The organism is Phaeobacter porticola, assembly GCF_001888185.1.
In the GTDB taxonomy this organism is placed as follows: domain Bacteria; phylum Pseudomonadota; class Alphaproteobacteria; order Rhodobacterales; family Rhodobacteraceae; genus Phaeobacter; species Phaeobacter porticola.
This window is the reverse complement of sequence record NZ_CP016364.1, coordinates 1,268,922-1,294,771: the sequence shown is the minus strand read 5'-3', so window position 1 is coordinate 1,294,771 and position 25,850 is coordinate 1,268,922. Positions and strand designations below refer to the sequence as shown.

The 25,850-nt window shown below is 57.1% G+C and carries 30 protein-coding genes; 15 read left to right on the top strand and 15 right to left on the bottom strand.

What is annotated here, in order from left to right; translation table 11 throughout:
- Window positions 1-44 precede the first annotated feature (44 nt).
- The 3 genes from PhaeoP97_RS06330 to PhaeoP97_RS06320 form a co-directional block, all read right to left on the bottom strand.
- Window positions 45-1,379 carry an NAD(P)-dependent oxidoreductase gene (locus tag PhaeoP97_RS06330; RefSeq protein WP_072504359.1) on the bottom strand — a complete coding sequence of 445 codons (1,335 nt, stop codon included), beginning with the start codon at window positions 1,377-1,379 and terminating at the stop codon, window positions 45-47.
- 290 nt (window positions 1,380-1,669) lie between these two features.
- Entirely contained in the window at window positions 1,670-2,068 is a 399-nt protein-coding gene (locus PhaeoP97_RS06325) for a RidA family protein (RefSeq protein ID WP_072504358.1), read from the bottom strand.
- A gap of 221 nt (window positions 2,069-2,289) precedes the next feature.
- Window positions 2,290-2,553 carry a DUF2312 domain-containing protein gene (locus tag PhaeoP97_RS06320; protein WP_072504357.1) on the bottom strand — a complete coding sequence of 88 codons (264 nt, stop codon included), beginning with the start codon at window positions 2,551-2,553 and terminating at the stop codon, window positions 2,290-2,292.
- A 226-nt stretch (window positions 2,554-2,779) separates the two neighbouring features.
- Between PhaeoP97_RS06320 and PhaeoP97_RS06315 the strand changes: the two genes are divergently transcribed.
- Window positions 2,780-2,998 (top strand): hypothetical protein, encoded by a 219-nt coding sequence (locus PhaeoP97_RS06315; protein ID WP_072504356.1) that lies wholly within the window; start codon window positions 2,780-2,782, stop codon window positions 2,996-2,998.
- Window positions 2,999-3,146: 148 nt separating this feature from the next.
- Here the strand turns inward: PhaeoP97_RS06315 and PhaeoP97_RS06310 are convergent, their stop codons facing one another.
- Window positions 3,147-3,377, bottom strand: coding sequence for a hypothetical protein (locus PhaeoP97_RS06310; protein ID WP_072506334.1), 231 nt, complete (start codon window positions 3,375-3,377; stop codon window positions 3,147-3,149).
- A 307-nt stretch (window positions 3,378-3,684) separates the two neighbouring features.
- Between PhaeoP97_RS06310 and PhaeoP97_RS06305 the strand changes: the two genes are divergently transcribed.
- The 4 genes from PhaeoP97_RS06305 to PhaeoP97_RS06290 all read left to right on the top strand — a co-directional run bounded on the left by PhaeoP97_RS06305 (window position 3,685) and on the right by PhaeoP97_RS06290 (window position 5,963).
- On the top strand, window positions 3,685-4,548 hold the full coding sequence (locus PhaeoP97_RS06305; RefSeq protein ID WP_072504355.1) for an MBL fold metallo-hydrolase: 864 nt from the start codon (window positions 3,685-3,687) through the stop codon (window positions 4,546-4,548).
- 112 nt (window positions 4,549-4,660) lie between these two features.
- Window positions 4,661-5,089: a YeeE/YedE family protein gene (locus PhaeoP97_RS06300; RefSeq protein ID WP_072506333.1), complete on the top strand. Its 429-nt coding sequence runs from the start codon at window positions 4,661-4,663 to the stop codon at window positions 5,087-5,089.
- Window positions 5,089-5,520 carry a DUF6691 family protein gene (locus tag PhaeoP97_RS06295; RefSeq protein WP_072504354.1) on the top strand — a complete coding sequence of 144 codons (432 nt, stop codon included), beginning with the start codon at window positions 5,089-5,091 and terminating at the stop codon, window positions 5,518-5,520. The genes PhaeoP97_RS06300 and PhaeoP97_RS06295 overlap by 1 nt, the downstream gene beginning before the upstream one ends.
- Window positions 5,521-5,531: 11 nt before the next feature.
- The gene (locus tag PhaeoP97_RS06290; RefSeq protein ID WP_072504353.1) at window positions 5,532-5,963 is read left to right on the top strand and encodes a protein tyrosine phosphatase family protein; all 432 of its coding nucleotides are present in this window, start codon (window positions 5,532-5,534) and stop codon (window positions 5,961-5,963) included.
- 237 nt (window positions 5,964-6,200) lie between these two features.
- On the opposite strand, the gene PhaeoP97_RS06285 is transcribed toward PhaeoP97_RS06290, so the two are convergent.
- The 5 genes from PhaeoP97_RS06285 to PhaeoP97_RS06265 all read right to left on the bottom strand — a co-directional run bounded on the left by PhaeoP97_RS06285 (window position 6,201) and on the right by PhaeoP97_RS06265 (window position 12,507).
- Complete coding sequence (locus PhaeoP97_RS06285; protein ID WP_072504352.1) at window positions 6,201-7,553, bottom strand: FliM/FliN family flagellar motor C-terminal domain-containing protein; 1,353 nt, start codon at window positions 7,551-7,553, stop codon at window positions 6,201-6,203.
- Window positions 7,554-7,634: 81 nt separating this feature from the next.
- The gene (locus PhaeoP97_RS06280) at window positions 7,635-10,313 is read right to left on the bottom strand and encodes a sensor histidine kinase (protein WP_072504351.1); all 2,679 of its coding nucleotides are present in this window, start codon (window positions 10,311-10,313) and stop codon (window positions 7,635-7,637) included.
- Window positions 10,313-10,648 carry a hypothetical protein gene (locus tag PhaeoP97_RS06275; protein ID WP_072504350.1) on the bottom strand — a complete coding sequence of 112 codons (336 nt, stop codon included), beginning with the start codon at window positions 10,646-10,648 and terminating at the stop codon, window positions 10,313-10,315. The genes PhaeoP97_RS06280 and PhaeoP97_RS06275 overlap by 1 nt, the downstream gene beginning before the upstream one ends.
- Window positions 10,645-11,094, bottom strand: a complete 450-nt coding sequence (locus PhaeoP97_RS06270) for a response regulator transcription factor (RefSeq protein ID WP_072504349.1) — start codon at window positions 11,092-11,094, stop codon at window positions 10,645-10,647. The genes PhaeoP97_RS06275 and PhaeoP97_RS06270 overlap by 4 nt, the downstream gene beginning before the upstream one ends.
- A 99-nt stretch (window positions 11,095-11,193) precedes the next feature.
- Complete coding sequence (locus PhaeoP97_RS06265; protein WP_072506332.1) at window positions 11,194-12,507, bottom strand: helix-turn-helix transcriptional regulator; 1,314 nt, start codon at window positions 12,505-12,507, stop codon at window positions 11,194-11,196.
- A 230-nt stretch (window positions 12,508-12,737) separates the two neighbouring features.
- Between PhaeoP97_RS06265 and PhaeoP97_RS06260 the strand changes: the two genes are divergently transcribed.
- The 9 genes from PhaeoP97_RS06260 to aat all read left to right on the top strand — a co-directional run bounded on the left by PhaeoP97_RS06260 (window position 12,738) and on the right by aat (window position 21,508).
- Window positions 12,738-14,084, top strand: coding sequence for a substrate-binding protein (locus PhaeoP97_RS06260; protein ID WP_072504348.1), 1,347 nt, complete (start codon window positions 12,738-12,740; stop codon window positions 14,082-14,084).
- A 152-nt stretch (window positions 14,085-14,236) separates the two neighbouring features.
- Window positions 14,237-15,259 (top strand): branched-chain amino acid ABC transporter permease, encoded by a 1,023-nt coding sequence (locus PhaeoP97_RS06255; RefSeq protein WP_072504347.1) that lies wholly within the window; start codon window positions 14,237-14,239, stop codon window positions 15,257-15,259.
- Window positions 15,260-15,263: 4 nt separating this feature from the next.
- Window positions 15,264-16,466, top strand: coding sequence for a branched-chain amino acid ABC transporter permease (locus PhaeoP97_RS06250; RefSeq protein ID WP_072504346.1), 1,203 nt, complete (start codon window positions 15,264-15,266; stop codon window positions 16,464-16,466).
- A gap of 12 nt (window positions 16,467-16,478) precedes the next feature.
- Window positions 16,479-17,234, top strand: a complete 756-nt coding sequence (locus tag PhaeoP97_RS06245; RefSeq protein ID WP_072504345.1) for an ABC transporter ATP-binding protein — start codon at window positions 16,479-16,481, stop codon at window positions 17,232-17,234.
- Between the two features lie 11 nt (window positions 17,235-17,245).
- Window positions 17,246-18,001 carry an ABC transporter ATP-binding protein gene (locus PhaeoP97_RS06240; RefSeq protein ID WP_027247504.1) on the top strand — a complete coding sequence of 252 codons (756 nt, stop codon included), beginning with the start codon at window positions 17,246-17,248 and terminating at the stop codon, window positions 17,999-18,001.
- Between the two features lie 196 nt (window positions 18,002-18,197).
- On the top strand, window positions 18,198-18,734 hold the full coding sequence (locus PhaeoP97_RS06235) for a PAS and helix-turn-helix domain-containing protein (RefSeq protein WP_072506331.1): 537 nt from the start codon (window positions 18,198-18,200) through the stop codon (window positions 18,732-18,734).
- A 160-nt stretch (window positions 18,735-18,894) separates the two neighbouring features.
- Window positions 18,895-19,398: an acetyl-CoA carboxylase biotin carboxyl carrier protein gene (accB, locus tag PhaeoP97_RS06230; protein WP_072504344.1), complete on the top strand. Its 504-nt coding sequence runs from the start codon at window positions 18,895-18,897 to the stop codon at window positions 19,396-19,398.
- 9 nt (window positions 19,399-19,407) lie between these two features.
- Window positions 19,408-20,760, top strand: coding sequence for an acetyl-CoA carboxylase biotin carboxylase subunit (accC, locus tag PhaeoP97_RS06225; RefSeq protein WP_072504343.1), 1,353 nt, complete (start codon window positions 19,408-19,410; stop codon window positions 20,758-20,760).
- A gap of 115 nt (window positions 20,761-20,875) precedes the next feature.
- Window positions 20,876-21,508: a leucyl/phenylalanyl-tRNA--protein transferase gene (gene aat / locus PhaeoP97_RS06220; protein ID WP_072504342.1), complete on the top strand. Its 633-nt coding sequence runs from the start codon at window positions 20,876-20,878 to the stop codon at window positions 21,506-21,508.
- On the opposite strand, the gene PhaeoP97_RS06215 is transcribed toward aat, so the two are convergent.
- The 3 genes from PhaeoP97_RS06215 to PhaeoP97_RS06205 form a co-directional block, all read right to left on the bottom strand.
- Window positions 21,472-21,837 (bottom strand): DUF2155 domain-containing protein, encoded by a 366-nt coding sequence (locus tag PhaeoP97_RS06215; protein WP_072504341.1) that lies wholly within the window; start codon window positions 21,835-21,837, stop codon window positions 21,472-21,474. The two genes, aat and PhaeoP97_RS06215, sit on opposite strands and share 37 nt — an antisense overlap.
- Window positions 21,837-22,289 (bottom strand): outer membrane lipid asymmetry maintenance protein MlaD, encoded by a 453-nt coding sequence (mlaD, locus tag PhaeoP97_RS06210; RefSeq protein WP_072504340.1) that lies wholly within the window; start codon window positions 22,287-22,289, stop codon window positions 21,837-21,839. The genes PhaeoP97_RS06215 and mlaD overlap by 1 nt, the downstream gene beginning before the upstream one ends.
- A 103-nt stretch (window positions 22,290-22,392) precedes the next feature.
- Complete coding sequence (locus tag PhaeoP97_RS06205; protein WP_072504339.1) at window positions 22,393-22,779, bottom strand: NADH:ubiquinone oxidoreductase subunit NDUFA12; 387 nt, start codon at window positions 22,777-22,779, stop codon at window positions 22,393-22,395.
- Between the two features lie 173 nt (window positions 22,780-22,952).
- Between PhaeoP97_RS06205 and PhaeoP97_RS06200 the strand changes: the two genes are divergently transcribed.
- Window positions 22,953-23,240 carry a hypothetical protein gene (locus PhaeoP97_RS06200; protein ID WP_072504338.1) on the top strand — a complete coding sequence of 96 codons (288 nt, stop codon included), beginning with the start codon at window positions 22,953-22,955 and terminating at the stop codon, window positions 23,238-23,240.
- A 20-nt stretch (window positions 23,241-23,260) separates the two neighbouring features.
- On the opposite strand, the gene PhaeoP97_RS06195 is transcribed toward PhaeoP97_RS06200, so the two are convergent.
- The 3 genes from PhaeoP97_RS06195 to PhaeoP97_RS06185 all read right to left on the bottom strand — a co-directional run bounded on the left by PhaeoP97_RS06195 (window position 23,261) and on the right by PhaeoP97_RS06185 (window position 25,755).
- Window positions 23,261-23,626, bottom strand: coding sequence for a RidA family protein (locus PhaeoP97_RS06195; protein WP_072504337.1), 366 nt, complete (start codon window positions 23,624-23,626; stop codon window positions 23,261-23,263).
- An 87-nt stretch (window positions 23,627-23,713) separates the two neighbouring features.
- Window positions 23,714-24,982 (bottom strand): ATP-dependent Clp protease ATP-binding subunit ClpX, encoded by a 1,269-nt coding sequence (gene clpX / locus PhaeoP97_RS06190; RefSeq protein ID WP_072504336.1) that lies wholly within the window; start codon window positions 24,980-24,982, stop codon window positions 23,714-23,716.
- A gap of 140 nt (window positions 24,983-25,122) precedes the next feature.
- Window positions 25,123-25,755 carry an ATP-dependent Clp protease proteolytic subunit gene (locus PhaeoP97_RS06185; protein WP_072504335.1) on the bottom strand — a complete coding sequence of 211 codons (633 nt, stop codon included), beginning with the start codon at window positions 25,753-25,755 and terminating at the stop codon, window positions 25,123-25,125.
- Window positions 25,756-25,850: the final 95 nt, after the last annotated feature.

The window sequence follows — 25,850 nt, the reverse complement described above, 5'->3', positions numbered from 1 at the left end:
CCTTACACTGGCAAGGCAGGGCCGGATCTGGCCCTGCTGTGGGCTTAGCCCATCAGGCTGGTATGAATATCCATGGCGGCATCGCGCCCTTCGGCCACTGCTGTCACGGTGAGGTCTTCTCCGCCAGAAGCACAATCGCCTCCGGCCCAGACCCCGGCGACAGAGGTGCGGCCTTGTGCATCAACCTTGATCTTGCGCCCTTCAAGCGTCAGCGCATCGGGCTGATCCTCCAGCGTCTGACCAATCGCCTTGTAGATCTGATCCGCCGCAAGGCGCACTGTCTCGCCCGTTCCGCGCAGCCCACCGCCTTCACTGGCGGTGTATTCCAATTCAATCTCGGCACAGGCACCATTTCCATGTACGGCGACAGGCTGGACATTGAACATCAGGCGCACGCCTTTGGTGGCCGCAAGATCCTGTTCAAATTTGCTGGCGCCCATGGCATCGCGACCGCGACGATACGCGATTGTGACGTTTTCAGAACCCAACAACTTGGATTGCACCGCGGCGTCAACGGCTGTCATGCCGCCACCGATGACCACCACATTGCGGCCCACTGGCAGACTCGTCAGATCGTCCGCCTGGCGCAATTCGGCAATGAAATCGACGGCATCACGGACGCCCTGCTTGTCCTCACCTTCTGCCCGCAGCGCATTGACGCCGCCAAGACCGATAGACAGGAACACTGCATCAAACTCTGACGTCAGCGCATCAAGTGACAGCTCAGCGCCAATTGATTTGCCGTGTTCCATGGTAATGCCGCCAATCTGAAGCAGCCAATCAACCTCTCGGCTGGCGAAATCCTCAGTGGATTTGTAGGCCGCGATGCCAAATTCATTCAGGCCACCCGCCTTGGGCTTGGCCTCATACATCACGACGTCATGGCCCAGCATCGCCAGACGATGAGCCGCTGCCAGACCCGCAGGCCCTGCCCCAACCACTGCAACACGTTTGCCGGTTGCAGCTGCGCGGGAAAACGGGTGCTCGCCTCTGGCCATAAGTGTATCGGTCGCATGACGTTGCAAGCGACCAATCTCAACCGGCTTGCCTTCGGCTGCTTCGCGGACGCAGGCTTCTTCGCAGAGTGTTTCAGTCGGGCAAACGCGCGCGCACATACCGCCAAGAATGTTCTGCTCCAGAATGGTCTTGGCCGCTGCCGCAGGGTGACCAGTCTGGATTTCACGGATAAACTGAGGAATATCGATGGATGTGGGACATGCATTGATACAGGGCGCGTCATAGCAGAAATAGCAGCGATCCGCTGCCACTGCCGCCTCATGCGCCTCATATTGCGGATGCAGATCTCCAAAGTTATCGGCAATTTCTGAGGCGGACAAACGCCCTGCCTGAATGCCGGATGCCTGATGGCTGGTCGCCATTGGGTGTCTCCCTGGATGTGTTTTGTTATGCAAACCAGAGTGCCACAGTTTGATTTTTTATCAACTGGTAAAAAATTGAAGATGGTAAAAAAAATACCGCCCCAATAAGGAACGGCTGATAAGCACATGCAAACACAACCTAAATCATGGCTGCTTAGAAATTAGGCAGGCTTCTCTTCACCCGTGATTTTCTGCAGATGCCTGCCAGATCTCGCTTATAGATGAGATCTGGCGCTAATTTCTGTCGCAACGATGTACCTGCTTGAGCATACAAAGTGCAGATGTTGTGATTACTGTGACAGCATCGCAGTGGCTTCGATTTCGATCTTGGCCTGATCTTCCACCAGACCCGCCACAACGACCATCGTCATCGCCGGGAAATGATAGCCCATCACCGCACGATAGGCCGCACCAACCTCGGATTGATGCGCCAGATACTCTGCCTTGTCGGTTACATACCATGTCAGTCGGGTGATATCGCTGGCCTGTCCATCCGCCTCTTGCACAACGGCAAGGATATTTTTCAGGGCTTGTGTCATCTGGCCAATAAAGTCTTCGGTTTCGAACTCTTGCTGCGCGTTCCAGCCAATCTGACCGCCTACAAACAACATCCGCCCCTCACCAATCATGCCATTCGCATAGCCTTTTGCTGGTTTCCAGCCGTCGGGTTGCACGTTTACTGTGGGCATCTAGGCCTCCTGATATGGCGGAAAGGGCATCAATTTCTCGCCAATATCGGTCAGGTAGAAAAATACTTCAAGTTTAAAATTTACAGACCTAAAACATAATGGCGTTACGGCGTCAGCCAACGCTCTGAAATAAACAGCAAAGCCCCCCGCACGCGCGGAGGGCCTGTGTCTGCTCAGCTCAACATATTCAGCGGCACATCCACATAGGGACACCCCGCACATCACATGCCAAGCGCTTCTTTGTACATCTCGAGAACGGCCTCTTCTTCGGCGATGTCATCCTTGTCGCGCTTGCGCAGAGCAATCACCTTGCGGATCACCTTGGTGTCATAGCCGCGGGCCTTGGCCTCTGCCATGATCTCTTTTTGCTGCTCGGCGAGGTCCTTTTTCTCGGCGTCCAGACGCTCAAACCGTTCGATGAACTGGCGCAATTCTCCTGCTGTTACACGGTAGCTTTCGCTTTTTTCGTCTTCGGTCACATCCATGGTGGGCTCCGTCGGCAAAGGATATTAGATCGGGTCAGCCCTCCAGATACAATCGTGCCCCGCGCTCCGCAAGCCGTGATGCAAGGATCCGCGGCCTTGCCGACAGGAATGGGCCAATACGCCCCAAGATCGTCATGCACGGCGGCTTACTTGCCCTGCCAACAGCAATCGGGTAGGCGCTGCCAAAACAAACACGCGCCGAGATGCGCTGTCATCGGAGATTGCGATGTACGAGATTCTGGTTTGGGCCGGTGCGGCTGTTTCTGTGGCTGGTTTGGTCGGGCTGATGTGGAGCGTGGTCCGCGTGATGCAAGCCAAGCGGCAAAAGCTTGACGACGACGCATTGCGTGCCGTGGTTCAAAAGGTGCTGCCTTACAATCTCGGCGCCCTCTTCTTATCAGTCATCGGTCTGATGCTGGTCATGCTAGGGCTGACACTGGGTTAGGGCATCCCCGCTCAGGAACGATAAGGAAAAAGCGCGTTCAAGCGAGGCATGTGCTGTCAATATGGCGTAGCGAGCGATACGCTTTTTGCCAATATTTGCGCCGCTCGCGTCACAGACACGGCCCCGGCGGGCCAAACGCCGCGCAATCTCAGACCGGCATATTGTCGAACAGATCCTCAGCCGCCTCTTCGTTCAATATTTGGCCCAATCGCACCATCCGGTTCGGTACACGGGCGTGTCCCACGCGCAACTGCGCCAGTACACGATTGAATTCAGGGCGAAGCGACAATCGATCCAGTCGGTGTGCTGCCAATATCTCACGCTCCAGCCCTTCGGCTGTTTGCATCAGAATTTCGATCTCCACGTCGTCATTGGTCATATGAATCCCTCCCTGAGGTCCGGTGCATTCAGCCACGTCGGCAGCCACATCCGGTGCACGCAGAAACAAGGACAACCGGCAATACGCCTGTTTTCATTGTCCAAATGCTGCGAATAGGCACAAGTCATCGCAACTCATAAAGCCACCAACGTCATTGTAGCAAAGCTATCGCAACGTGACTTTGAGCAAGATCAACCATAACGCGTATGTACTCTCATGCAAGTCATGGCGAGCAAATGTTTTGGCGGGCAGCCTTGAATATATTCATATTTCCTTATATGTATAACGAGACAGCAGGAGATCCATCATGAAGCCGATCGTCAAAGCGTTCTTTGATGAACAAACAAACACCGTATCATATGCAGTCCAGGAGCCTGATGGCACAGCCTGTGCATTGATCGATTCCGTGCTGGATTTCGACCACGCTGCGGGGCGAACCGATACGCGATCCGCCGATGCCATGATCGCTTGGGTACAGGACCAAGATCTCCGGGTGGAATGGATCCTTGAGAGCCATGTCCACGCCGACCATCTCTCTGCGGCGCCCTATCTGCAGGAACGTCTCGGCGGAAAAATTGGTATCGGGGCCAATATTACGATGGTTCAAGATACCTTTGGCAAGGTCTTCAACGAAGGAACAGAATTCCAGCGCGATGGTAGCCAGTTCGATGCATTGTTCAAACAGGGCGACAGCATTCACATTGGCCAATTGCGCGGCGATGTACTGCACACGCCCGGTCACACACCTGCCTGCTTGACCTATGTGATTGGCGATGCGGCCTTTGTCGGCGATACGCTGTTTATGCCGGATTTTGGCACCGCCCGTTGCGATTTTCCAGGCGGTTCGTCCGAGGCTCTATTCCAGTCGATCCAGAAGATCCTGGCCCTCCCTGAGGAGACGCGCATCTTTGTTGGCCATGACTACAAGGCACCAGGTCGCGACGACTACGCGTGGGAAACGACCGTGGGTGAGCAGAAAGCGCTTAATGTTCACATCGGACAGGGACGCCCGATCGAGGATTTTGTTGCGATGCGGGACGCACGCGACGCGACACTGGGTATGCCGCGTCTGATCCTGCCCTCTTTGCAGGTCAATATGCGGGCTGGTCAGATGCCGGAATCCGACGATGACGGCAATGTCTACCTCAAGTTACCGATAAACAAGCTCTGATGCGTCGAGCTGCGAAGCGGCACTCAGGCTTCCGACGTATTTAAACCACGTACTTGGAATTCGCCCCCCCACAATCAACCACCGGGGTATTGAGGCGAGAGAGGGCATGATGATGGAAGCAGATTGGATCTGGGGTTTGATCGGCGGTGGGCTGATTGGCACAGGCGGCGCGATTTACCTACTGGGCAATGGTCGCATCATGGGCGCCAGCGGCATCCTGGGAGGGTTGGTAGACGGCAGCGGTCGCAGTACAGCCGCCGAGCGCATCGCCTTCATCACGGGTGTCGTACTGGTTCCCTTTGCCCTCTGGATGATCATGGGGGAGGCTCCCAAGACCCATTTGACATCAGATATTTCGGTGATCATTGCGGCTGGTCTGCTGGTGGGGCTGGGCACACGGATTGCCAATGGCTGCACCTCTGGTCACGGGGTCTGCGGGATCTCCCGCTTGTCCCTACGCGGCCTGTTCGCGACCCTCATCTATATCTTTGCAGGAGGTGTGACGGTGACTCTGTTTCGCCATATCTGGGGGCTGATCTGATGCGCCTTATTGTGTCCTTCGCCGCGGGTGGCTTGTTCGGTCTTGGCCTCCTCCTATCCGGCATGACCGACACCCAAAAGGTTCAGGGCTGGCTCGATGTCTTTGGCCAATGGGACCCGACGCTGGCGTTTGTTATGGGCGGTGCGATCCTTCCAATGGTACTGGCATGGCGGCTCACGCGCGGACGTGCTCCGCTGACTGGCGGTACGTTTCCAATTGCGCCCCAACAAGATCTTGACGGTCGCCTTATCTTCGGCTCGACCCTATTTGGTATGGGCTGGGGACTAGCCGGTCTTTGTCCCGGCCCAGCGATGGCTGCACTCAGTTATGGCGGGTTTGGTGGCGTCATTTTTATGGTAGCGATGATTGCAGGTATGATCACGGCGGCGCCGGTGATTGTGCGACTGGACCGCACCGCAGCAAACACATAAAAGGCAACCCTATGGACGCACGCACATTGACCCCCCGCTATTCCGTCTCGCCACAGATTTCGGTCGAGGACCTGCCGCAGCTGGCTGAGGCTGGCTTTACCACCGTGATATGCAACAGACCTGATGCCGAGGTCCCGCCTAGTCATCAGGCAGAGACCATCCGCGCCGCTGCCGAGGCCCTGGGTCTCCGGTTCGAAGTGTTGCCGCTGACCCATCAGACGATGACACCGGACAATGTCGCCAAGCAGCAGGCTTTGGTCGAAAGTTCAAGCGGGCCGGTATTGGCCTACTGTGCCTCTGGCACCCGTTGCTCGGTGGTCTGGGCACTTAGCCAAGCGTCGGAGATGCCGGTGGATGATATTATCGCGAAGACAGCAGAAGCGGGGTATCAGCTGGATGGGCTTCGACCGACACTGATTGCGGCTGCGGCGCAGACTGGCTGAACACAAACAGTCTGCAATAGATCGCTGGCGCGCTCGTGCCAGCAAGCCCGACTAAGATCAGCTTTTCTTTATAACGCCTTGAAAAAACAGCAGATATCCTGGCGCTTTTTCTCGATTTTTCGAAATACGCGCAATGGATCTTGCCGGAAATTAGCAAAACACGGGTCTGCCTTTATCGAGGCGGACACGATGGTTTGCTGCCCTACGTGTCCGGTACCCAGAGCTATTGATCGCCTATCACGAGCCCGCCCCTAGACCTGCCAGGTCAGAGATTTCCACTGCCGTTGCGTCAGAACTGAAATCACCCAGGCCATCATCAAACCCATCCCCTAGGTCATCACCCACAGGCATTGCACCAAGGTCCGGAAGTTCACCCAACATTCCCTCGCCCAGACCATCTCCAAGCGCGCCTGCCATGGGCATGCCACCCAAATCACCACCCAGTTCGCCGCCCAAATCGCCACCAAGACCAGCGTCTAAATCACCGACAGGGCCACCAAAGTCGCCGCCCAGATCGCCTCCGAAATCGCCAAGCCCATCGCCCATGCCACCGCCCAGACCATCCATCGGATCCTGCAAGCCATGAGCCGCAACCGACAGATCCAAGGTAGGTGCCTCATGATCTAATGCGGGAACTCCGCCCCCCATATGGGTGGAGAACGCCCCTTCATCGGCTGCGCGATCACTAACCAGTTTGGTGCGTGAATCAGTCAGACGTACCGCTCGGGCACCGTTCATCTGGCCAAGACGGCCTTGTGCGATGGCTTGGCCACTGATCGAAATCATTTCAGTCTCGTAGAGAAACGCCTGATCCAATGGCAGCAGATCGCCTTCTTCTAATGAGGAGAATTCATTTGCGGGAACTTTCATTTTGCACAGCACAGCCCGCAGTTCCGCGCGCATGGATCCCAGATTACTGCCCAACGACGGCCCCGCTGCATGAGCCGCCTGCCCCGCCTGTCCCAAATCTTCGGCAGAGGGCTCAGGCAGGATCAGGGTCAGATGACCCTGCATCTGACCACAGGCGAGGTCGAGTGTGAGTTCGATCACACGATAATCTTCGGCCTCCAACCCCAATACCAGGCTGCGCACATCTTCCACCTGGGCACCAAAGCGGTAGCCCGAAAAGATTGCCTCATCCTTCTGCTGGGCCAGCATGGACACAACCTTGCCAAAGGTCCGCTCCAGAAAGTCTGCAACCATGGCCGCATCTGTAGGCGTATAATTGCGTTCGCTTGGAGCTTTTCCGAGCACCTGGCCCATAGTCTGCTGTTGGATCAGCGCCGTTACTGTTGGCGCGTCCAGCGTCGCAGCTCCAATACGGCCATTGGGACCATCCAGCACCACCAGAAGATGCTTGTCAGACAGGTGAGCAGCCAAATCCTCGGGAATTCGATTTGCTTGACGGGCAGCAATCACTGCCACGGGCAGATCACATAGATCCGCAGCCGACCGCGCAATCGAGCGGCGCAAAGCCTTAAGGGTAAGCGAGCTGGTTAGCCCGCCTTTTCCCTCTTTGGTGGCTGCCAATTTGCGAGCTAAGACCCCGCCGCCACCATTCGCTGCTGATTCCGCTTTCGTTTCAGACATAGGTTGTAAACCTGCCCCTATCACACCGCTTTGCCATAGGTTTACCTCAAGAGTGGTTACCAATAAATTTACGATAACCAGTTAGACAGGCATTTCCTGACGAAGCGGTAAGGAAACCTGAAAGGCACCGCCATCCTGTCCCGATAGATAAATCACATCGCCACCAAGACGCTGCATGATCTCGCGACAGATCGCCAATCCAAGCCCCGCCCCGCCTGCCCGTTCCGGGCTGACGCGCGAGAATTTTTCAAAGATCATCGTACGTAGATTCTGCGGAATACCCTCGCCATTGTCGATGAAGTCTATGAACAGCCGGTGACCGTCTTGCCGCGCCAAAATTTGCAGCGCCGGATCAGCCGCAGTGCAGTATTTATCCGCATTGGCGATCAGATTGATAAACACTTGCGCCAATCGATCCAGATCAGAGGACAACCGCATATCATCGGTTGCAGCATCGCGATGAACCAACAGATGGTCAGAACCATCTGCAAGCGCCGTCGCCACCGCATGGTCCAGAATATCACCCAGCCGCCCAGCGCTAACATTCAAGCTAACTTGGCCATTTTCCAGCACGCTCAAATCCAGAAGATCATTCAACAAACGGGTAAGCCGCTGGGCCTCATCATGGATGATACCCGCATAGCGACTGTGATCGCTCTCCTCTAGGTTCTCCGTATCACGCAGGATCTCCGAAAAAGCCCGAATAGAGGTCATAGGCGTACGAAGTTCATGGCTGACCTGACTTAGAAACGCATCCTTTTGCTGCGACAGTTGTGTAAGTTTTTCATTTGTTTCTTGCAACTTATGCGCCGTTCTTGACAGCTCTTCTGATTGGGTTTCCAGTCGACTAGAATATTCAAGGATCTGCGCGGTTTCATCCGCTACCGCCAGAAGGTCCTGTACTGAAACGGACGACCCACCAACAATCTGCCCGACCATCGCGTGGGCCGCTGCAGCCCCAATAGAGGCGCTCAGCTCACGTTCCAGACGCTCCAGAAATACCGGTGTCGGCTCGGGTAGTGGGCCGCGCCCGCCCTGCCGCGCCAGCTCGCCCTGAAAGAATTTCTGCGCCTCGCCTGCCCCAAGAATGCGCTGCGACATGATCATCAGATCCTCGCTTTGCGCCACCGAACCTGTCCACCCTCTTGGACCTGAGGAATGCTCAAACACATGTACAAACTGCGCCCCTTGCAACCGTTCCAGCGGGCTTGGGAAGGTCAGCAACGATCCTGTCATAAACGCCGCGGTGTTTAGCGTCATCGACCAAAGCACCGCATGAACGGTCGCATCCAGCCCTTCGATGCCAAACAACGCATGAGGCCGTAACCAAGATAGGCCGAACAGCCCCTCAGACAAAAAACCTACCGGTAGCAGCCCGCCGCCCAGCTCTGGCAGCAGCATTGTGTATAGCCAAACCGAAAACCCGACAGATAGTCCAGCCAGGGCACCGCTACGCGTCGCTCCACGCCAGAACAACCCGCCCACTAGGCTGGGTAACATCTGCGCAATCCCGGTAAAGGATACCAGCCCGATTGCAGCCAGCGCATCACCACCACCCGACAGCGTATAATAAAAATACCCAAGTGCCATGACGCCAGCGATCGACAGCCGACGTGCCAGCAGGACCACATTGCGCACATCCCCCGAGACTGACGCCCCCACTTCCTGCGAGCGCAGCCAGATCGGCATGACAATGTGATTAGATACCATGGTCGACAGCGCCATAGCCGCCACAATCGCCATTGATGTGGCCGAAGAAAACCCTCCGAGGAAAGACAGCATGGCCAATCCTTGTTGCCCTTCAGCCAAAGGCAAGGTCAGCACAAAGAGGTCGGGATTCGACCCAACGGGCAATAACTCCAGGCCAATTGCCGCGATGGGCACCACAAAGATGGAGATCAGCAGGAGGTATAGCGGAAAAGCCCAAGCTGCGACCCGCAGGTGACGCTCGTCCTCATTCTCAACCACCATGACCTGAAACATGCGCGGCAGACAAACAAAGGCAGCAGCGGAGAGAAAGGTGATCGCCGCCCAGCGCCCGCCATCGACCTGCCATTGACCTATGGATGATGCATCTATCCGTGCCATGGTTTCGCCCACACCACCTGCAATGCCCCAGACGACAAAGACCCCGACCGCCAGCAGTGAAACAAGCTTTACCACCGCCTCAAGTGCAACGGCCGTGACCACACCGTGGTGTCGTTCATTAGCATTGAGATTGCGGGTGCCAAACAGGATCGCAAAGGCTGCCAGTCCGGTCGCCACCCAGAACACGGTTTGGGTGGCATTGACACTGCGCAACGGGTCGGCTTCTGCAAAGATTGAAAACGACAGCGTAATAGATTGCAATTGAAGGGAAATATAGGGTGTCGTGCCGATGACTGCTAAAATGGTCACCCCAATCGCCAGCATGTTCGATTTACCGTAACGTGCCGACAGAAGATCCGCGATGGAGGTCACCCGCTGGCTGCGCCCGATACGCACCAGCTTTCGCAACCCCCACCACCATCCGATCATGACCAGCGTCGGCCCCAGGTATATGGTGATATATTCAAGCCCGGAGCGTGCCGCGTAGCCAACAGCGCCGTAAAACGTCCAGGCTGTGCAATAGATCGACAGCGACAACGTGTAGATCAATGGTGATCGCATCCATCGCGGGGCGCGTCCGTGACTGGCCTGATGATCCGCGGCAAAGGCCACAATGAACAACAAAGCAACGTATGCCAGGCAGACCAGCAGCAAAACATTGAGCGATGCCATCAGTCTGGGTCTCCGCCACGACCTGTTTCGCCACCCTCGGTCCAATGCTCGGCCCACCGGCGCACAGCCATAGCAAAGAAGAAGCTGGCCAGTATCAAACCGGCCCACACCACGAGGATGTAAATCATCGCCTGCGACAGCGGCATACCGCTAACACTATCGGGTGCAGGATAGGGATCCGCGTCCGGCCACATCAAAGGCACCGCGAACAACAGCGCCCCTAGCACCGGCAGCAACTTCGCAACATCCATCAATCGTCTACGGCGATAGGTCTTGCGTGCAACAAATGGCGCAGCTGTCTCGCCCTCATCTTCGGCACCGTCGCCTCGGATCATCCCTGACCGGCCTGCTCAGTCAAATCAACCGACACCACATCCGGATCTGCATCAGGGATATCAGCACGGCGTATCGCGGCCTGTGCATGAAGATCGCGCACCGCCGTCAGCACTTCGTTGTTGGCAAATGGTTTGGTCATAAAACGGGTAACCCCGGCCTGTTCCGCCATTTCACGGTCGCGCAATTGTCCCCGGGCGGTCAGCATCAGCACCGGCAATCCCGGCACCACTGCGCTTTTGCGCAGCTCGCGAATTATCTCCAGCCCGCTCTTGCCCGGCAACATCAGATCCAGAATGACCAGATCCGGCTTGGCGGCACAGATCACCTCTACCGCGTCATTGCCGTCGGCATGGGTATCCACCTGCCAACCATCGCGGGTCAGCAGAAAACGGATCGCCTCGGTGATATTTGGCTCGTCTTCAACAAGAACAACATGCCTGCCCATTGTATGGATATTCCTCCCCTACGCCCTGTCTCCCGTAGGGTCATTGACCCAAGGCGTCTTTGTCCCTGGCGCAACAGTAGCGTTGCAGTTGCGCTGCTGTCAAAACTCTTCCTTCAGGATCGATGGTTCACGCCGCGCAGGACAGGCGTTGCGCGAACAAATCCTGCAACTGGCCCCGACCGGTTGCGCGCGGTCTGAAACTGTCCGCGAGGGCAAAATCAGCATAACCGCATGATAGAGCGGATCGCTGTCAAAATCCGGCCTTTGGCGTGGCCAGGACACGGCAAGGCAATCAAAGCCAACCGCATTGCGCCCGTGTTGAACCACATCCCGGCGTACCGGTTCCTGTGGGCGGGACAATGCAGTGTAGAGTGGCCAGAGCGGACAGGACGCACCAAAGCGTGGCAACGCAAATCCAGTTACAGGTTTGCGAAACAGGATGGAACCTGACGCATCACAGATCACCAGCCCCGCTTCGCCCCCCAACACATTTTGGGGCAAGGCTCCAAGTCGGCGCAGAACTGTCGGCATGTCACACCCGAAATGCCGCGCCAACGCCATCGGAGCAATGCCCTGCTGCGCAAGGACCGCAGCCAGCGGCGTCAGCGGCATCGCTTTGGCATCAGAACAATACTGCGCCAATGCCGCGCGGGTTATGCTCCGACCGGCTTCGCTGACCAAGCTGTCAGCCTCCTGAATAAGCGTTTCGGAAACGGCCCCACGCGCGTCTGATGCAGCTTCTTCCAATTGCGGGAAATGGTGACCATGACTGGCAAAGAAATGCTCGGCCTCCTCCTGCGGCACCCCACGACGTTCAGCAGAGGTGCTGCTTTCGTCCAGGAAACTGACCAGGGCGCGGCTGCTTTCCGCCAATCGCTGGGAATCTTCGTTGAGGTTCTTGTGAAATCTATCGCGCCACTCGGTTTCCAGCTCCCCCGGTTCTGCCAAAATGGAGGCTGTGGAGTGGATGGCCGCGGCCGTTGACAGAACCTCATGCAGTGACGCGGCAAGCTGCGGATCGTGGGTCAGCCGGTCCGAGAGCGTCTGCACTGTCGTTTCCAGACTGGCAATGCGCTGCTGCCCCTGCGCCAGCACCTCTGCCCAGCCCGGAAACCGGCCTGCAAATTCGTCAACCCGGTCCAGTTCTGCCACAGGCTGTACAAGATCGGCGGCAGCTTCGCGCAGCGTCGACAGCAACGCCACTTCAGCCCCTTCGGTTAGCATTGAGGGCTCAACAGCCAAGATACGCGCCAAATCAACCAGCAGCTTGCCACCGATTCTGCGTCGATTGTGTTCAATAAGGTTCAGATAGGAGGCCGAGATTTCCACCTGCCGCGCCAGATCGGCCTGCCGCAGCCCCAGCATCAACCGGCGTTCGCGAATGCGGCTTCCTGTCAGCGTGTCCCGTCCCATGACGCCCCCTTCCCAAAAGCTTGGCGGATCAAGGGCTTTCTGCACTGCAACATAAGTTTGTTTACAGAAAACACTTAACATCTGTTCATTTATTTACAGAATAAACTTGCGTTTCAAGGGTTTTATTGCGCCATTTTACAAGTCACGCCCATACTGATTTTGCACGAAAACGTGCGGGCGTCAGCGGAAGTGAGGAGCTGTTGTCGTCATTACACAAATGGGAGGATTACATGTCCAAGACTGACGTATCGCGTCGCGGGGTCCTAAAGACCGGTGCCATGGCTGGTGCCGGCGTTGCGCTTCCGACAATCTTTACCGCGTCTTCTGCGGCCGCTTTCACCAATGAACCGACAGGCAGCAGCGTAACGCTGGGCTTCAACGTGCCCCAGACTGGCCCCTACGCTGATGAGGGTGCGGACGAGCTGCGCGCATATCAGCTTGCGGTCGAGCACCTGAATGGCGGTGGCGACAGCGGCATGATGAATACCTTCTCGTCCAAGGCACTTCAGGGCAACGGGATCATGGGCAAGGAAGTCAAATTCGTCACCGGCGACACCCAAACCAAATCTGACGCAGCCCGTGCTTCGGCCAAGTCGATGATCGAAAAGGACGGCGCCGTTATGATCACCGGCGGTTCATCCTCCGGTGTGGCGATTGCTGTACAGGGCCTCTGCCAAGAGGCTGGCGTAATCTTCATGGCAGGTCTCACACACTCCAACGACACCACTGGTAAGGACAAGAAGGCAAACGGCTTCCGTCACTTCTTCAACGGCTATATGTCGGGTGCTGCACTGGCACCGGTGCTGAAGAATCTCTATGGTACCGACCGAAACGCCTATCACCTGACGGCGGACTACACTTGGGGCTGGACCCAGGAAGAATCCATCGCCGCTGCCACCGAGTCGCTGGGATGGAACACCGTGAACAAGGTGCGCACGCCGCTGGCGGCAACCGACTTCTCGTCCTACATTGCTCCGGTTCTGAACTCCGGCGCCGACGTGCTGGTGCTGAACCACTATGGCGGCAATATGGTGAACTCGCTCACCAATGCGGTGCAGTTCGGCCTGCGTGAAAAGGTTGTAAACGGCAAGAACTTCGAAATCGTTGTTCCGCTGTATTCCCGCCTGATGGCCAAAGGTGCGGGCGCCAACGTAAAAGGCATCCACGGTTCCACCAACTGGCATTGGTCGCTACAGGACGAAGGATCGCAAGCCTTCGTACGCTCCTTCGGCACGAAGTACGGCTTCCCACCGAGCCAGGCGGCACACACCGTTTATTGTCAGACGCTGCTTTATGCAGACGCAGTTGAACGGGCCGGCTCGTTCAACCCTTGTGCTGTCGTCGAAGCCCTCGAAGGGTTTGAGTTCGACGGTCTCGGCAATGGCAAGACGCTGTACCGCGCTGAAGACCACCAGTGCTTCAAAGACGTGCTGGTCGTGCGTGGTAAGGAAAACCCGACCTCGGAGTTCGACCTGCTTGAAGTTGTCGAAGTGACCCCGGCGGAACAGGTGACCTACGCGCCGGACCATCCGATGTTTGCAGGCGGTGCCCTCGGCACCTGCAACAGCGGCGCCTGATCGCAGACATGGGGCGGGCGCAGGTTATGTGCCCGCCCTGCTAATCTCCCGGCGTCAACCTGCCCGACAATTCACGACGACAGGACCAGCGCCAGCGGCGCTGAACAGCCGACTTATGCCAATTCCAGACGGACCAACCGAAGGTGGGGACAATGGACGCAATCCTATTGCAAATCTTAAACGGGCTCGACAAGGGCTCGGCCTATGCGCTGATCGCGCTGGGTCTGACACTCATCTTTGGCACGCTTGGCGTGGTGAACTTTGCCCATGGGGCGCTGTTCATGATCGGCGCCTTCTGTGCGGTCACCGTGCAACGGGTCCTGAGCCTCAGCTTTGAAACAGTGGATGAAACCCAGAAGGACTTTCTGGGCAATCCGCTCAAGGTCAAAACCCCCTATGTCGAGAGCTGGTTCGGCCCCGAGGTGGGCGGTGCAATCATTGACTGGGCCGTACCGCTTGCGATCCTATTTGCCATCCCGATCATGATCGGCGTCGGCTACGTGATGGAACGCGGCCTGATCAAGCATTTCTACAAGCGCCCCCATGCAGACCAGATCCTGGTGACCTTTGGCCTCGCCATCGTGCTGCAGGAGGTGGTGAAATACTTCTACGGCGCAAATCCGATCCAGACCCCTGCCCCGGACGCTCTGAACGGTGTTGTCAACCTAGGCTCCGTTATCGGGATGGACATTGTCTACCCGGTTTGGCGCGTGGTCTATTTCTTCTTTGCTGTGGTCATCATCGGCGGCATCTTCTCCTTCCTGCAGTTCACCACATTTGGCATGGTGGTGCGCGCAGGCATGGCCGACCGGGAGACCGTGGGCCTGTTAGGTATCAATATCGACCGCCGCTTTACCATCATGTTCGGTATCGCTGCTGCGGTCGCCGGTCTGGCTGGCGTGATGTACACCCCGATCAACTCCCCCAACTATCACATGGGCATGGATTTTCTGGTGCTGAGCTTTGTTGTGGTTGTTGTCGGCGGCATGGGATCCCTCCCCGGCGCCGTACTGGCGGGGTTTCTTCTCGGTGTGCTCGAAAGCTTCGCCTCGATGAATGAAATCAAATCCCTGATCCCCGGCATCGACCAGATCATCATCTATGTGGTCGCAATCATCATTCTGCTCACCCGCCCGCGGGGCCTGATGGGCCGCAAAGGTGTGATGGAGGACTAAGCACATGTTCACACTCAACAAAAAAGACAAGACGCTACTGCTGGTCGTTGCCATCCTGACCCTGTTTGCACCGTTCATCCTGAACCCCTTCCCGACGGGCAGCGCCCTGGCGCAGTTCAACGCAGGCTACCCCGACTTGATGCAACGGTTTGTGATCTTTGGCATCTTTGCAATTGGCTTCAACATTCTCTTTGGCCTCACCGGCTACCTCTCCTTTGGCCATGCGGCCTTCCTTGGTGTCGGGTCCTATTCAGCTGTCTGGATGTTCAAACTGCTGAGCATGAACGTGGTGCCCGCCATTATATTGTCGGTGATCGTCGCGGGCCTGTTCGCTTTGGTGATCGGCTATGTCAGCCTGCGTCGCTCCGGCATCTACTTCTCGATCCTGACGCTGGCTTTTGCGCAGATGTCGTTCAACCTGGCCTATTCGGTGCTGACCCCGATCACCAATGGCGAGACCGGCCTGCAGCTGACGCTGGATGATCCCCGTGTTCTGGGCGTGTCGGCGACCGCCGATGGCTCCATCCCGGTGACCAGCCTCTTTGGCCTGGAAATGCGCTCAACCTTTGAGATGGCCGTTGGCCCATGGGCGTTCCAGTTCAATGCGGGTTACTATCTTTGCGCGCTGATCCTGCTGGCCGCCTTTTACCTCTCGATCCGCATCTTCCGCTCGCCCTTTGGCCTGATGCTGAAGGCCGTGAAGTCGAACCAGCAGCGGATGAACTACACCGGTCTGAATACCCGGCCCTACACGCTGGCCGCGTTTGTGATCTCGGGCATGTATGCCGGTCTGGCTGGTGGTCTGATGGCCTCAATGGACCCGCTGGCCGGCGCTGAGCGAATGCAGTGGACCGCCTCTGGCGAAGTGGTGCTGATGACCATCCTCGGAGGTGCGGGCACGCTGATCGGCCCGGTGCTGGGCGCTGGTTTCATCAAATACTTTGAGAACATCTTCTCCAAGATCAACGACAACGTGCTGCACAGCTGGTTCAGCTTCATGCCCGACGGGATCGAAGATGCGATGGTCTTCATCGTTCACCCCTTCATCGGCAAGGGCTGGCACCTGACCCTCGGCATCCTGTTCATGCTGGTGGTGATCTTCCTGCCCGGTGGCCTGGTCGAAGGCGGACAGAAGCTGCGCGGCTGGATCCAGGGGCGCAAAGCCAAAAAAGACGGCCCTTCGGGCAAAACTGAACCTGCGGAATGAGGAGCAAGACCAATGGGTATCCTTGAAGTCAAAAACGTGGGCAAGCGGTTCGGTGGCCTGCAGGCGCTATCAAATGTGAACCTCAGTGTGCGCGAAAACACGGTCCACGCCATTATCGGCCCCAATGGCGCGGGCAAGTCAACGCTGCTGAACTGTCTGGTGGGCAAGCTGATCCCGGACACCGGATCGGTGATGTTCGATGGCAAATCCGTCCTGGGCCGCGCGCCTTACGAAATCAACCAGATGGGCATCTCCCGTGTGTTCCAGACGCCTGAGATCTTTGGCGATCTGTCGGTACTGGAAAACATGATGATCCCCTGCTTTGCCAAACGTGACGGCGCCTTTGAAATGAATGCGATCAGCGCCGTTTCCGGCCAGCACGACATATTGGAGAAGGCAGAACATATGCTGGAGGAGATGAACATGGCCGACAAACGGCACATGAATGCTGCCTCCATGTCACGCGGGGATAAGCGGCGGCTTGAGATTGGCATGTGCCTGTCACAAGAACCCCGCCTTCTGCTGCTGGATGAACCGACAGCGGGCATGGCGCGGGCCGACACCAACAACACCATCGACCTGCTAAAACAGATCAAATCTGAGCGCGACATTACCATCGCGATCATCGAACACGACATGCACGTCGTGTTCTCACTGGCAGATCGGATCACTGTGCTGGCACAGGGCACTCCGCTGGTGGAAGACGACCCGCAGAACATCAAAGGCAACCCGAAGGTGCGCGAAGCCTACCTCGGCGAGTCGGCGTAAGGAGATCACAGATGAACGTCAAACCCGACTTTTCCAAACACGCCAACCACGCCACCACGGCACCGGCCTTTCTGTCGGTCTGGGATATGCATGCCTACTACGGCGAGAGCTACATCGTGCAGGGTATTTCCTTCAACGTGCATGAAGGCGAGATCCTCGCCCTGTTAGGCCGGAACGGCGCTGGCAAGACCTCGACCCTGCGCTCAATCGCGCGCACTGGCTCACCGATGGTAACCAAGGGTGAGATCTGGCTCGACCATCAGCCGCTGCACAAGATGTCCTCGCACGAAGCCTCCGCCGCGGGTCTGGGTCTGGTGCCGGAAGATCGCCGCATCATCCCTGGCCTGACGGTCGAAGAGAACTTGCAACTTGCACAGATTGCACCACCCATCGGCTGGTCGCTTGAGCGGCTCTATGAATTGTTCCCGCGTCTTGGCGAGCGGCGCAAGCAAGAAGGCGTCACCCTCTCTGGAGGCGAACAGCAGATGCTGGCCATTGCGCGCGCGCTGGCGCGTGACATCAAGGTGCTGCTACTGGATGAGCCTTATGAAGGGCTGGCACCCGTCATCGTCGATGAGATCGAAAAGACCCTTGCCCACATCAAGCAGCAAGGCATCACTACCGTCATTGTCGAACAAAACGCAGTGCGCGCCCTTGAACTGGCGGACCGTGCCGTGATCCTTGATACCGGTGGCATTGTCTTTGATGGCTCCGCAGCGGAGGTTCTTGAGAACGAAGAACTGCGCGCCGAATATCTGGCCATCTGATCCCAACACTCCCCGTCGGGCCGGTTCATGTGCCGGCCTTGGCACCTTGGGGCTGATGCAGTGGCATCAGCCCCTTTTTGTCCGCTTTGCGCGGTACAGATACCGGCAGTTTGCACAGAGTTACGCCGTACGCGACCGCTCATTTGACCGCTCAATTCGCTTTGCTTTGTGCTTGTACAGCGGTTATCTGCTGCCCATGACCGATCTTGCCTTTGAATTTGCGCCAGTGGGGATTGCCCTGTTAGATCAACGTGTGATCCAGCGCTGCAACCAGCAGTTTGCCGAAACCTTTGGGGGTGATAGCAGCAGCTATGTCGGCCTGCCCATCGCTGAGCTATACCCCAGCCAGGAAGATTTCCAACGCATTGGCGACCGGCTGCAACAGCCCGACGCCCAATCGGGGCATTATAACGACGAACGGATCATGCGCCGGCGCGATGGAGATCTGTTCTGGTGCCGGGTGCGGGGGCGGTCTCTGACGCCCGAGCACCATTTTCGCAGCGGTGTCTGGAGCTTTGCCGATATCTCGGACGACCGGCCTTTGGTCAGCCTCACACCGCGTGAGCGTGATGTGGCAATCCTGACCTGTCGCGGTCTCTCCGCCAAGGAAATCGGAGCAGAACTAAATCTCTCCTACCGGACGATTGAGACTCATCGCGCGCATCTTCTGGTCAAATTCTCTGCCCGCAAGCTGCCCGAACTGGTGGCGAAATTAACCGGAATGCCGCTCTGAACATAGATATGCACTGCAAGATTGCAAATCAGCTCAAGGACGCCCATGTTAGCGTCCATCTTGTCAGCGCTTTCCTTGTGGTAAAGCATGCCCTATAAGCGCCTTCAAATCTTATGCCCGCAGGGTTCTGTGGGCCTGTCGGAACCGGCTGAGGACAAAAATGACAAATAAGACCCACGAAGCAGATGTCTCCTTCATCAAAGCGCTGGCAGAACTGCTGCGCGACAATGACCTGACCGAACTGCAGGTAAAACGTGACTACGGCGAAGACGACAGCCTGAATGTGCGCGTGTCGCGCCAGATGATCGCTGCTGCAGCCCCAGTACAGGCCTATGCTGCCCCTGCGTCAGTCGCAGCCGCTCCGGCAGCACCGACCGCTGCGGCACCTGCCGCAGCACCTGCCGCCACCAATGACGATCCCGCAAGCCATCCCGGCGCTGTGCCGTCGCCGATGGTGGGCACCGTTTATACCCAGCCCGAACCCGGCGCGCCGACCTTTGTAAAGGTGGGTGATCAGGTGGCCGAAGGCGATACCCTGCTGATCGTCGAAGCCATGAAGACCATGAACCACATCCCGGCCCCCAAAGCCGGCACCATCAAACGTATCCTCGTCGAAGACGGCGCAGCGGTCGAGTTCGGAACTCCGCTGGCCATCATCGAGTAAGGGTCCACCATGTTTGACAAGATCCTGATTGCCAACCGCGGTGAGATCGCCCTGCGCGTGATCCGTGCCTGCCGGGAGATGGGCATCCAGTCGGTTGCCGTCCATTCCACCGCAGACGCTGATGCCATGCATGTGCGCATGGCCGATGAATCCGTATGCATTGGCCCGCCCTCCGGCACCCACAGCTACCTGTCGATCCCCGCCATCATTTCCGCTTGCGAGATCACCGGCGCACAGGCGATCCACCCCGGCTATGGTTTCCTGTCCGAAAACGCAAATTTCGTTCAGATCGTTGAAGACCACGGGCTGACCTTTATCGGCCCAACCGCCGAACACATCCGTGTCATGGGTGACAAAATTACTGCTAAGGACACAATGAAGGCACTTGGCGTGCCTTGTGTACCAGGCTCTGATGGCGGCGTACCAGATCTGGAAACCGCCCAGAAACTGGGTGCGGAAATCGGCTATCCTGTGATCATCAAGGCCACCGCCGGTGGTGGTGGCCGCGGCATGAAAGTTGCGCAAACCGCAGCTGACATGGAACAGGCATTCATGACTGCCCGGGCTGAAGGCAAAGCCGCCTTTGGCAACGACGAGGTCTATATCGAGAAATACCTGACCACGCCCCGCCATATTGAGATCCAGGTGTTCGGCGATGGCAAAGGCAACGCCGTGCATCTCGGCGAGCGGGACTGCTCGCTTCAGCGTCGTCACCAGAAGGTTTTTGAAGAAGCCCCCGGTCCCAGCATCACGGCGGAAGAACGCGCGCGCATCGGCAAGACCTGTGCCGACGCTGTGGCCCGGATCAACTACATCGGCGCCGGCACCATCGAGTTTCTGTATGAACAGGGTGAGTTCTATTTCATCGAGATGAACACTCGCCTTCAGGTGGAGCATCCGGTCACGGAGAGCATCTTTGGCGTCGACCTGGTCCGCGAACAGATCCGTGTTGCCGAGGGCCTGCCAATGTCCTTCACTCAAGACGACCTTGAGATCAACGGTCACTCCATCGAAGTGCGCATCAATGCGGAGAAATTGCCGAACTTCTCACCGTGCCCGGGCAGGATCACCCAGTATCACGCCCCCGGCGGTTTGGGCGTTCGGATGGATTCTGCGCTTTATGACGGCTATTCGATCCCGCCCTATTACGACAGTCTTATCGGCAAGCTGATTGTTCATGGTCGTGACCGACCCGAAGCACTAGCCCGTCTGAGCCGCGCCTTGGGTGAACTGATCGTCGACGGCGTTGACACAACAGTGCCACTGTTCGATGCCCTGCTCGCAGAAAAAGATATCCACACCGGTGAGTACAACATTCACTGGCTGGAGCATTGGCTAGAAACCAATCTTGGGAATGGTTGATATCTTGGGGCGATCTTAACGGTCGCCCCTTTTTTCAGGCCAACGTGCGCCTGCGTCCACCTATCGTTGCCTTTTCCGGCTCCTCAACCTCTCTTTCCAACCCTACACTGTCATCATGACCCTCACGCCTGAATTGCTGCTGCACGCTTATTCCGTTGGTGTCTTTCCCATGGCCGAAAGCCGGGACGATCCAGACGTGTTCTGGCTAGATCCCAAACGCCGCGGCGTATTCCCCATTGGCGGGTTTCATCTGTCCCGCTCACTTGCCAAGACCTTGCGACAGGGCGGTTACGAGGTTGCAATCAATCGTAACTTTTCTGCTGTGCTGGATGGTTGCGCGGACCGAACAGAAACCTGGATCAACCCGGAAATCCGCGCGCGCTATATCGACTTGCATAAGCAGGGCAACGCCCATTCGCTTGAGGTCTACCATGAGGGTGCTCTCACCGGTGGCGTCTACGGTGTCAGCCTGGGGGGGGCATTTTTTGGGGAAAGTATGTTTTCGCGTCGTAAAGATACGTCGAAGATTGCTCTGGCCTATTTATTGGACCGTTTGGCACAGGCAGGTTTCGTGCTTTGTGACACGCAGTTCCTGACGCCGCATCTGGCGTCGCTTGGAGCAGTAGAGATTACCCGCGCCAGTTATCGTAGACAGTTGCGCGCGGCGCTGGACATTGACGCCGATTTTGCGGCACCGGTGCTGCCTGACCCTCAAACGCTATTGCAACGCATCACCCAAATATCGTAGCGGCTGTGATCTAGCGCGTTTAGCGCTGGACTTGAAGCGATCATCCAACCGTCAAAATACACGGTCGCGTCGTTGGGGTTGCGGACGGTGACATAGGCATATGCGTCGCCGGTCGGGTTGTCCGCCGGGTAACGGCATTCCATCAGGCTGACAATCACTCCAAAAATCTCGGCACTGCCCCCCACCGGGATTTCCAAATCCTGTGTCTGGCCGTTCACTTTATCAAGGCCCCGCAACACGGCAGACTGCCCATTCTGCGCCGCCGCCTGCGCCCACACGGCACCAGCAGTAAGCACAATCGTGGCAAGACATGCCGACACCAAGCGCATCAGCCTTCGTCCCCGCCACCAGCCACGAATTTCACCAGAAGCGAGATCAAGCTGACCGCGCCTTGGGTATCTTCAACCGCGTCGCCGGCTTCAAATGCAAAAACAGACCCACCAGGCATCACTTCGACAAAGTTACCACCAAGTAGCCCTTCGGATGAAATCACCACGGCGCTGTCATCGGGGATCTCGATCCCTTCTTTCACCGAAAACCGTGTGTCCGCACGGAATGTTTGAGGGTTAAGCTCCACTCCAGTAACAGTACCAATTTTCACGCCAGCAAGACGCACATCGGTGCCAACACTGACCCCCTCAAGTGATCGGAATGACGCGTTCAACTCATAGGCAGAGCCGCCCCGCGACAGACCCGCGGCCTGTCCAGCATAAACGGCGAAGCCGATGGCCGCTGCCAAAACCAGACCGCCTGCCAGAACCTCAGTGGTGTTATGCGACATGCTGTTTCAGTCCCTGCCTGTATTGCGGTCAGCCATTTCAGACAGACCAGCGGCGCCTGCCTTGGCGCCGTAGAATGATGAGCTTGAGATATCCAGTGCCCGTTTATTCGGGCGACCAGGCCTCGTAGTCGCTACGCTCCTTCGGAGCGCCTGCAGCACGGATCGACCCCGCCGGAGCATATGCCAACATGGTTCCAGTCAGGTTTTCCTGATGCGGTTTTTCCCAAGTCTTATGGACAAGAGGTTTGTCCGTTGGCAATTCATCGAAAGTGCGATGCAACCAGCCGTGCCAGTCCGCACCAATACGAGATGCTTCAACCTCACCATTGAACATCACCCAGCGCTTGCTGTCATCGGCATTGCGGTAAAACACGTTGCCCTGATCGTCTTCACCCACCTTGAGCCCCTTACGGGCGGTGAAAATACGCGTGTTCAAGGTCGAGCCGTTCCACCAGGTTACAGCCCGCAAGAGAGAGTTCAGGATTCCCATCGGTTCCTCCGAAAATTTCGCTTTCTGATATGGCGCAATTTGCCGCCAAGGTCCAGACACGCCGCACCCGCGCGTGGGGATTGTCGCAAAACTTCTTGGACAATTGCACAAACGGGCCACAATTGCGGCCCATGTTGATCTCGAAAGCTTAACATCCAATAGTGAGGCCGCCCGTGCGCTTCATCCTTTCTCTGGTCGCAACCCTTATTGTCACCGTTACTGTTCTGGATCTGATGCAGGTCACCAGCCTGATGCTCCATGGCACGGCAGCCCCGCAAGGGCCCAAGACAATTCGCCTGACTGAACCAGAGACCGGAGACTGGCAGAAGATGACAGAGAAGACACTGACCGCCGCGAAAACCATGCTGGGCTTTGAGCCCGAACCGGAGAAAAGCGAGTTACAGAAGCTGATGGACCGACGGCGCAAAGAAACGGCACCGATGCGTGCCTTCGAATTCTAGCAGCTTCTGCCCTGTCGACGCTACCCTTCAACCGGCGCCAGCGCCGTGACCTCAATCTCGATCCGAAACTTGGGGTCGATCAAGTTGCATTCGATCATCGTTGCGGCGGGTGGGTTATCCCCAAAGGTCTGCGCCAACAACGGCCAGCAGGGTTCGAATTCTGCCCGGTCCGGCAGGTAGTAGTTCACCCGCACCACATCAGCAAAGCTGGCGCCGACCTCTTCGAGTGCGGCACCAATGGTTTCCAACGCAGATTGGCACTGCGCCACCACATCATCCCCCTGCCCCACGGTGCCAGCGACATGGACAAAGCCGCCTGCAACAACCGCGCGACAATAGCCGACTTTCGCCTCAAACTCTCCGCCAGAAGAAATACGTCTGATCATAGCATATTGTCCTTTATGAAAAAACGGCACGAGGTTTCCCTCGTGCCGCCTAATAATATCAACCTGCGTCAATCCAACTGAACCAGATCAGCCCGCTGTTGCTGGTTCCTTTTCGGCATCAGCATGGATCATCAGCGGTTGCGCATCAGAGTTTACCGCTTCGTCATTCACGACCACTTTCTCGACGCTATCCATACCCGGCAGTTCGAACATCGTGTCGAGCAGGATGTCTTCCAGAATGGAGCGCAGACCACGGGCGCCAGTTTTGCGTTCGATGGCCTTCTTGGCGATAGCGCTCAGTGCTTCTTCGGTGAAGTCCAATTCGGTGTCTTCCAACTCGAAAAGGCGCTGATACTGTTTAACAAGGGCGTTCTTAGGCTTGGTCAGGATCGTGATCAAGGCGTCTTCGTCCAGATCCTCCAGCGTTGCCAGAACCGGCAAACGACCGACAAATTCAGGAATGAGCCCGAATTTCAGCAGATCTTCCGGCTCCAGTGCCTTGAAAGTCTCACCAACACCAGCGTCGCTGTCGTCGCGTACATCTGCACCAAAGCCCATTGCGGAGCCTTTGCCACGCTGTTTGATGATCTTGTCCAGACCGGCAAACGCGCCACCGCAAATGAACAGGATATTCGTCGTGTCAACCTGCAGGAATTCCTGTTGAGGATGCTTGCGACCACCCTGCGGCGGCACCGAAGCCACGGTCCCTTCCATCAGCTTCAGCAAAGCCTGCTGAACGCCCTCGCCCGATACATCGCGGGTGATGGAGGGGTTTTCGGACTTGCGTGTGATCTTGTCGACCTCGTCGATATAGACGATGCCGCGCTGCGCACGTTCCACATTGTACTCCGAGGCCTGCAACAGCTTGAGAATGATGTTTTCTACATCCTCACCCACGTAACCAGCTTCAGTCAACGTGGTGGCATCGGCCATGGTGAAGGGCACATCCAGAATCCGCGCCAGCGTCTGCGCCAGCAAGGTCTTGCCGCAGCCGGTAGGGCCGATCAGCAGGATGTTGGATTTCGACAATTCGATGTCCGAACCGGCCTTCTGGGCGTGGTTCAGGCGCTTGTAGTGATTGTGCACCGCGACTGACAGCACCCGCTTGGCCATTGCCTGTCCGATCACGTAATCGTCCAGCACCTCGCAGATGTCCTTAGGCGTAGGAACGCCGTCGGTCGACTTCAGGCCCGAGGCCTTGGTCTCTTCGCGGATGATGTCCATGCACAATTCGACGCATTCGTCGCAGATGAACACGGTTGGGCCCGCAATTAGCTTGCGCACCTCATGCTGGCTCTTGCCGCAGAAGCTGCAATAAAGCGTGTTCTTGCTGTCGCCGCTTGAGTTCGTTGCCATGGTCTACCTTTCCGTCCGGGGCGTGCATGCGCCTCCTGCGCCACCCGTAATATTGGCAGCTTATGCCACAGGCACAAGCGCCACAATCGCAAAGTGTGCCCCGATGAGAACGGGGCACACTTGTCAGCTCACGCCGCTGATCAGCTGTCCTCTGGGTCCAGCTTGCTGCGGTTTTCGACGATTTCATCGATCAGCCCGAATTCCTTCGCCTCTTCCGGCGACATGAAATTGTCTCGTTCCAGCGCGTCAACGATCTTGTCGTATTCCTGACCGGTATGCCGTACGTAAATCTCGTTCAGACGCTTCTTCAGCTTCAGTGTTTCCTCGGCGTGGATCATGATATCCGTCGCCTGGCCCTGAAAACCGCCTGAGGGCTGGTGCACCATGACGCGGCTATTGGGCAGAGAGAACCGCATCCCGGCCTCGCCGGCGGTCAACAAAAGCGAGCCCATGGAGGCCGCCTGACCAATCACCAATGTCGACACCTTGGGTTTAATATATTGCATGGTGTCATAAATCGACAGACCCGAGGTCACAACGCCGCCGGGGCTGTTGATATACATCGAAATCTCTTTCGAGGGGTTTTCCGCCTCAAGGTGCAGTAGCTGTGCCACGATGAGCGAGCTCATCCCATCGTGAACGGGGCCATTCAGAAAAATAATCCGCTCCTTCAGCAGGCGGGAAAAGATATCATAGGCGCGTTCGCCGCGGCTGGTCTGTTCAACCACCATTGGCACCAGCGTGTTCATGTATGTTTCTCTTGGATCGACCATATTGACCTGCCTGCTTTGAATTGTGCCGGTATCATAACCGACTGAGTATTACCTGAGTCTTAGTGCCGCCACATTTGGGCTGCAAGGGGCGGCGA

Excerpts from the sequence above, each read along its gene's own strand:
- PhaeoP97_RS06195 (WP_072504337.1), bottom strand. The coding sequence starts at position 23,626 with ATGATCAGACGTATTTCTTCTGGCGGAGAGTTTGAGGCGAAAGTCGGC.
- PhaeoP97_RS06285 (WP_072504352.1), bottom strand. The coding sequence starts at position 7,553 with ATGTCTGAAACGAAAGCGGAATCAGCAGCGAATGGTGGCGGCGGGGTC.
- PhaeoP97_RS06300 (WP_072506333.1), top strand. The coding sequence starts at position 4,661 with ATGGAAGCAGATTGGATCTGGGGTTTGATCGGCGGTGGGCTGATTGGC.
- PhaeoP97_RS06315 (WP_072504356.1), top strand. The coding sequence starts at position 2,780 with ATGTACGAGATTCTGGTTTGGGCCGGTGCGGCTGTTTCTGTGGCTGGT.
- PhaeoP97_RS06320 (WP_072504357.1), bottom strand. The coding sequence starts at position 2,553 with ATGGATGTGACCGAAGACGAAAAAAGCGAAAGCTACCGTGTAACAGCA.
- PhaeoP97_RS06265 (WP_072506332.1), bottom strand. The coding sequence starts at position 12,507 with ATGGGACGGGACACGCTGACAGGAAGCCGCATTCGCGAACGCCGGTTG.
- PhaeoP97_RS06205 (WP_072504339.1), bottom strand. The coding sequence starts at position 22,779 with ATGGGAATCCTGAACTCTCTCTTGCGGGCTGTAACCTGGTGGAACGGC.
- PhaeoP97_RS06295 (WP_072504354.1), top strand. The coding sequence starts at position 5,089 with ATGCGCCTTATTGTGTCCTTCGCCGCGGGTGGCTTGTTCGGTCTTGGC.
- PhaeoP97_RS06250 (WP_072504346.1), top strand. The coding sequence starts at position 15,264 with ATGTTCACACTCAACAAAAAAGACAAGACGCTACTGCTGGTCGTTGCC.
- PhaeoP97_RS06330 (WP_072504359.1), bottom strand. The coding sequence starts at position 1,379 with ATGGCGACCAGCCATCAGGCATCCGGCATTCAGGCAGGGCGTTTGTCC.
- clpX (WP_072504336.1), bottom strand. The coding sequence starts at position 24,982 with ATGGCAACGAACTCAAGCGGCGACAGCAAGAACACGCTTTATTGCAGC.
- PhaeoP97_RS06310 (WP_072506334.1), bottom strand. The coding sequence starts at position 3,377 with ATGACCAATGACGACGTGGAGATCGAAATTCTGATGCAAACAGCCGAA.
- accB (WP_072504344.1), top strand. The coding sequence starts at position 18,895 with ATGACAAATAAGACCCACGAAGCAGATGTCTCCTTCATCAAAGCGCTG.
- accC (WP_072504343.1), top strand. The coding sequence starts at position 19,408 with ATGTTTGACAAGATCCTGATTGCCAACCGCGGTGAGATCGCCCTGCGC.
- PhaeoP97_RS06270 (WP_072504349.1), bottom strand. The coding sequence starts at position 11,094 with ATGGGCAGGCATGTTGTTCTTGTTGAAGACGAGCCAAATATCACCGAG.
- PhaeoP97_RS06215 (WP_072504341.1), bottom strand. The coding sequence starts at position 21,837 with ATGCGCTTGGTGTCGGCATGTCTTGCCACGATTGTGCTTACTGCTGGT.
- PhaeoP97_RS06245 (WP_072504345.1), top strand. The coding sequence starts at position 16,479 with ATGGGTATCCTTGAAGTCAAAAACGTGGGCAAGCGGTTCGGTGGCCTG.
- PhaeoP97_RS06325 (WP_072504358.1), bottom strand. The coding sequence starts at position 2,068 with ATGCCCACAGTAAACGTGCAACCCGACGGCTGGAAACCAGCAAAAGGC.
- PhaeoP97_RS06235 (WP_072506331.1), top strand. The coding sequence starts at position 18,198 with ATGACCGATCTTGCCTTTGAATTTGCGCCAGTGGGGATTGCCCTGTTA.
- mlaD (WP_072504340.1), bottom strand. The coding sequence starts at position 22,289 with ATGTCGCATAACACCACTGAGGTTCTGGCAGGCGGTCTGGTTTTGGCA.
- PhaeoP97_RS06290 (WP_072504353.1), top strand. The coding sequence starts at position 5,532 with ATGGACGCACGCACATTGACCCCCCGCTATTCCGTCTCGCCACAGATT.
- PhaeoP97_RS06260 (WP_072504348.1), top strand. The coding sequence starts at position 12,738 with ATGTCCAAGACTGACGTATCGCGTCGCGGGGTCCTAAAGACCGGTGCC.
- PhaeoP97_RS06280 (WP_072504351.1), bottom strand. The coding sequence starts at position 10,313 with ATGGCATCGCTCAATGTTTTGCTGCTGGTCTGCCTGGCATACGTTGCT.
- PhaeoP97_RS06255 (WP_072504347.1), top strand. The coding sequence starts at position 14,237 with ATGGACGCAATCCTATTGCAAATCTTAAACGGGCTCGACAAGGGCTCG.
- PhaeoP97_RS06275 (WP_072504350.1), bottom strand. The coding sequence starts at position 10,648 with ATGATCCGAGGCGACGGTGCCGAAGATGAGGGCGAGACAGCTGCGCCA.
- aat (WP_072504342.1), top strand. The coding sequence starts at position 20,876 with ATGACCCTCACGCCTGAATTGCTGCTGCACGCTTATTCCGTTGGTGTC.
- PhaeoP97_RS06185 (WP_072504335.1), bottom strand. The coding sequence starts at position 25,755 with ATGGTCGATCCAAGAGAAACATACATGAACACGCTGGTGCCAATGGTG.
- PhaeoP97_RS06240 (WP_027247504.1), top strand. The coding sequence starts at position 17,246 with ATGAACGTCAAACCCGACTTTTCCAAACACGCCAACCACGCCACCACG.
- PhaeoP97_RS06305 (WP_072504355.1), top strand. The coding sequence starts at position 3,685 with ATGAAGCCGATCGTCAAAGCGTTCTTTGATGAACAAACAAACACCGTA.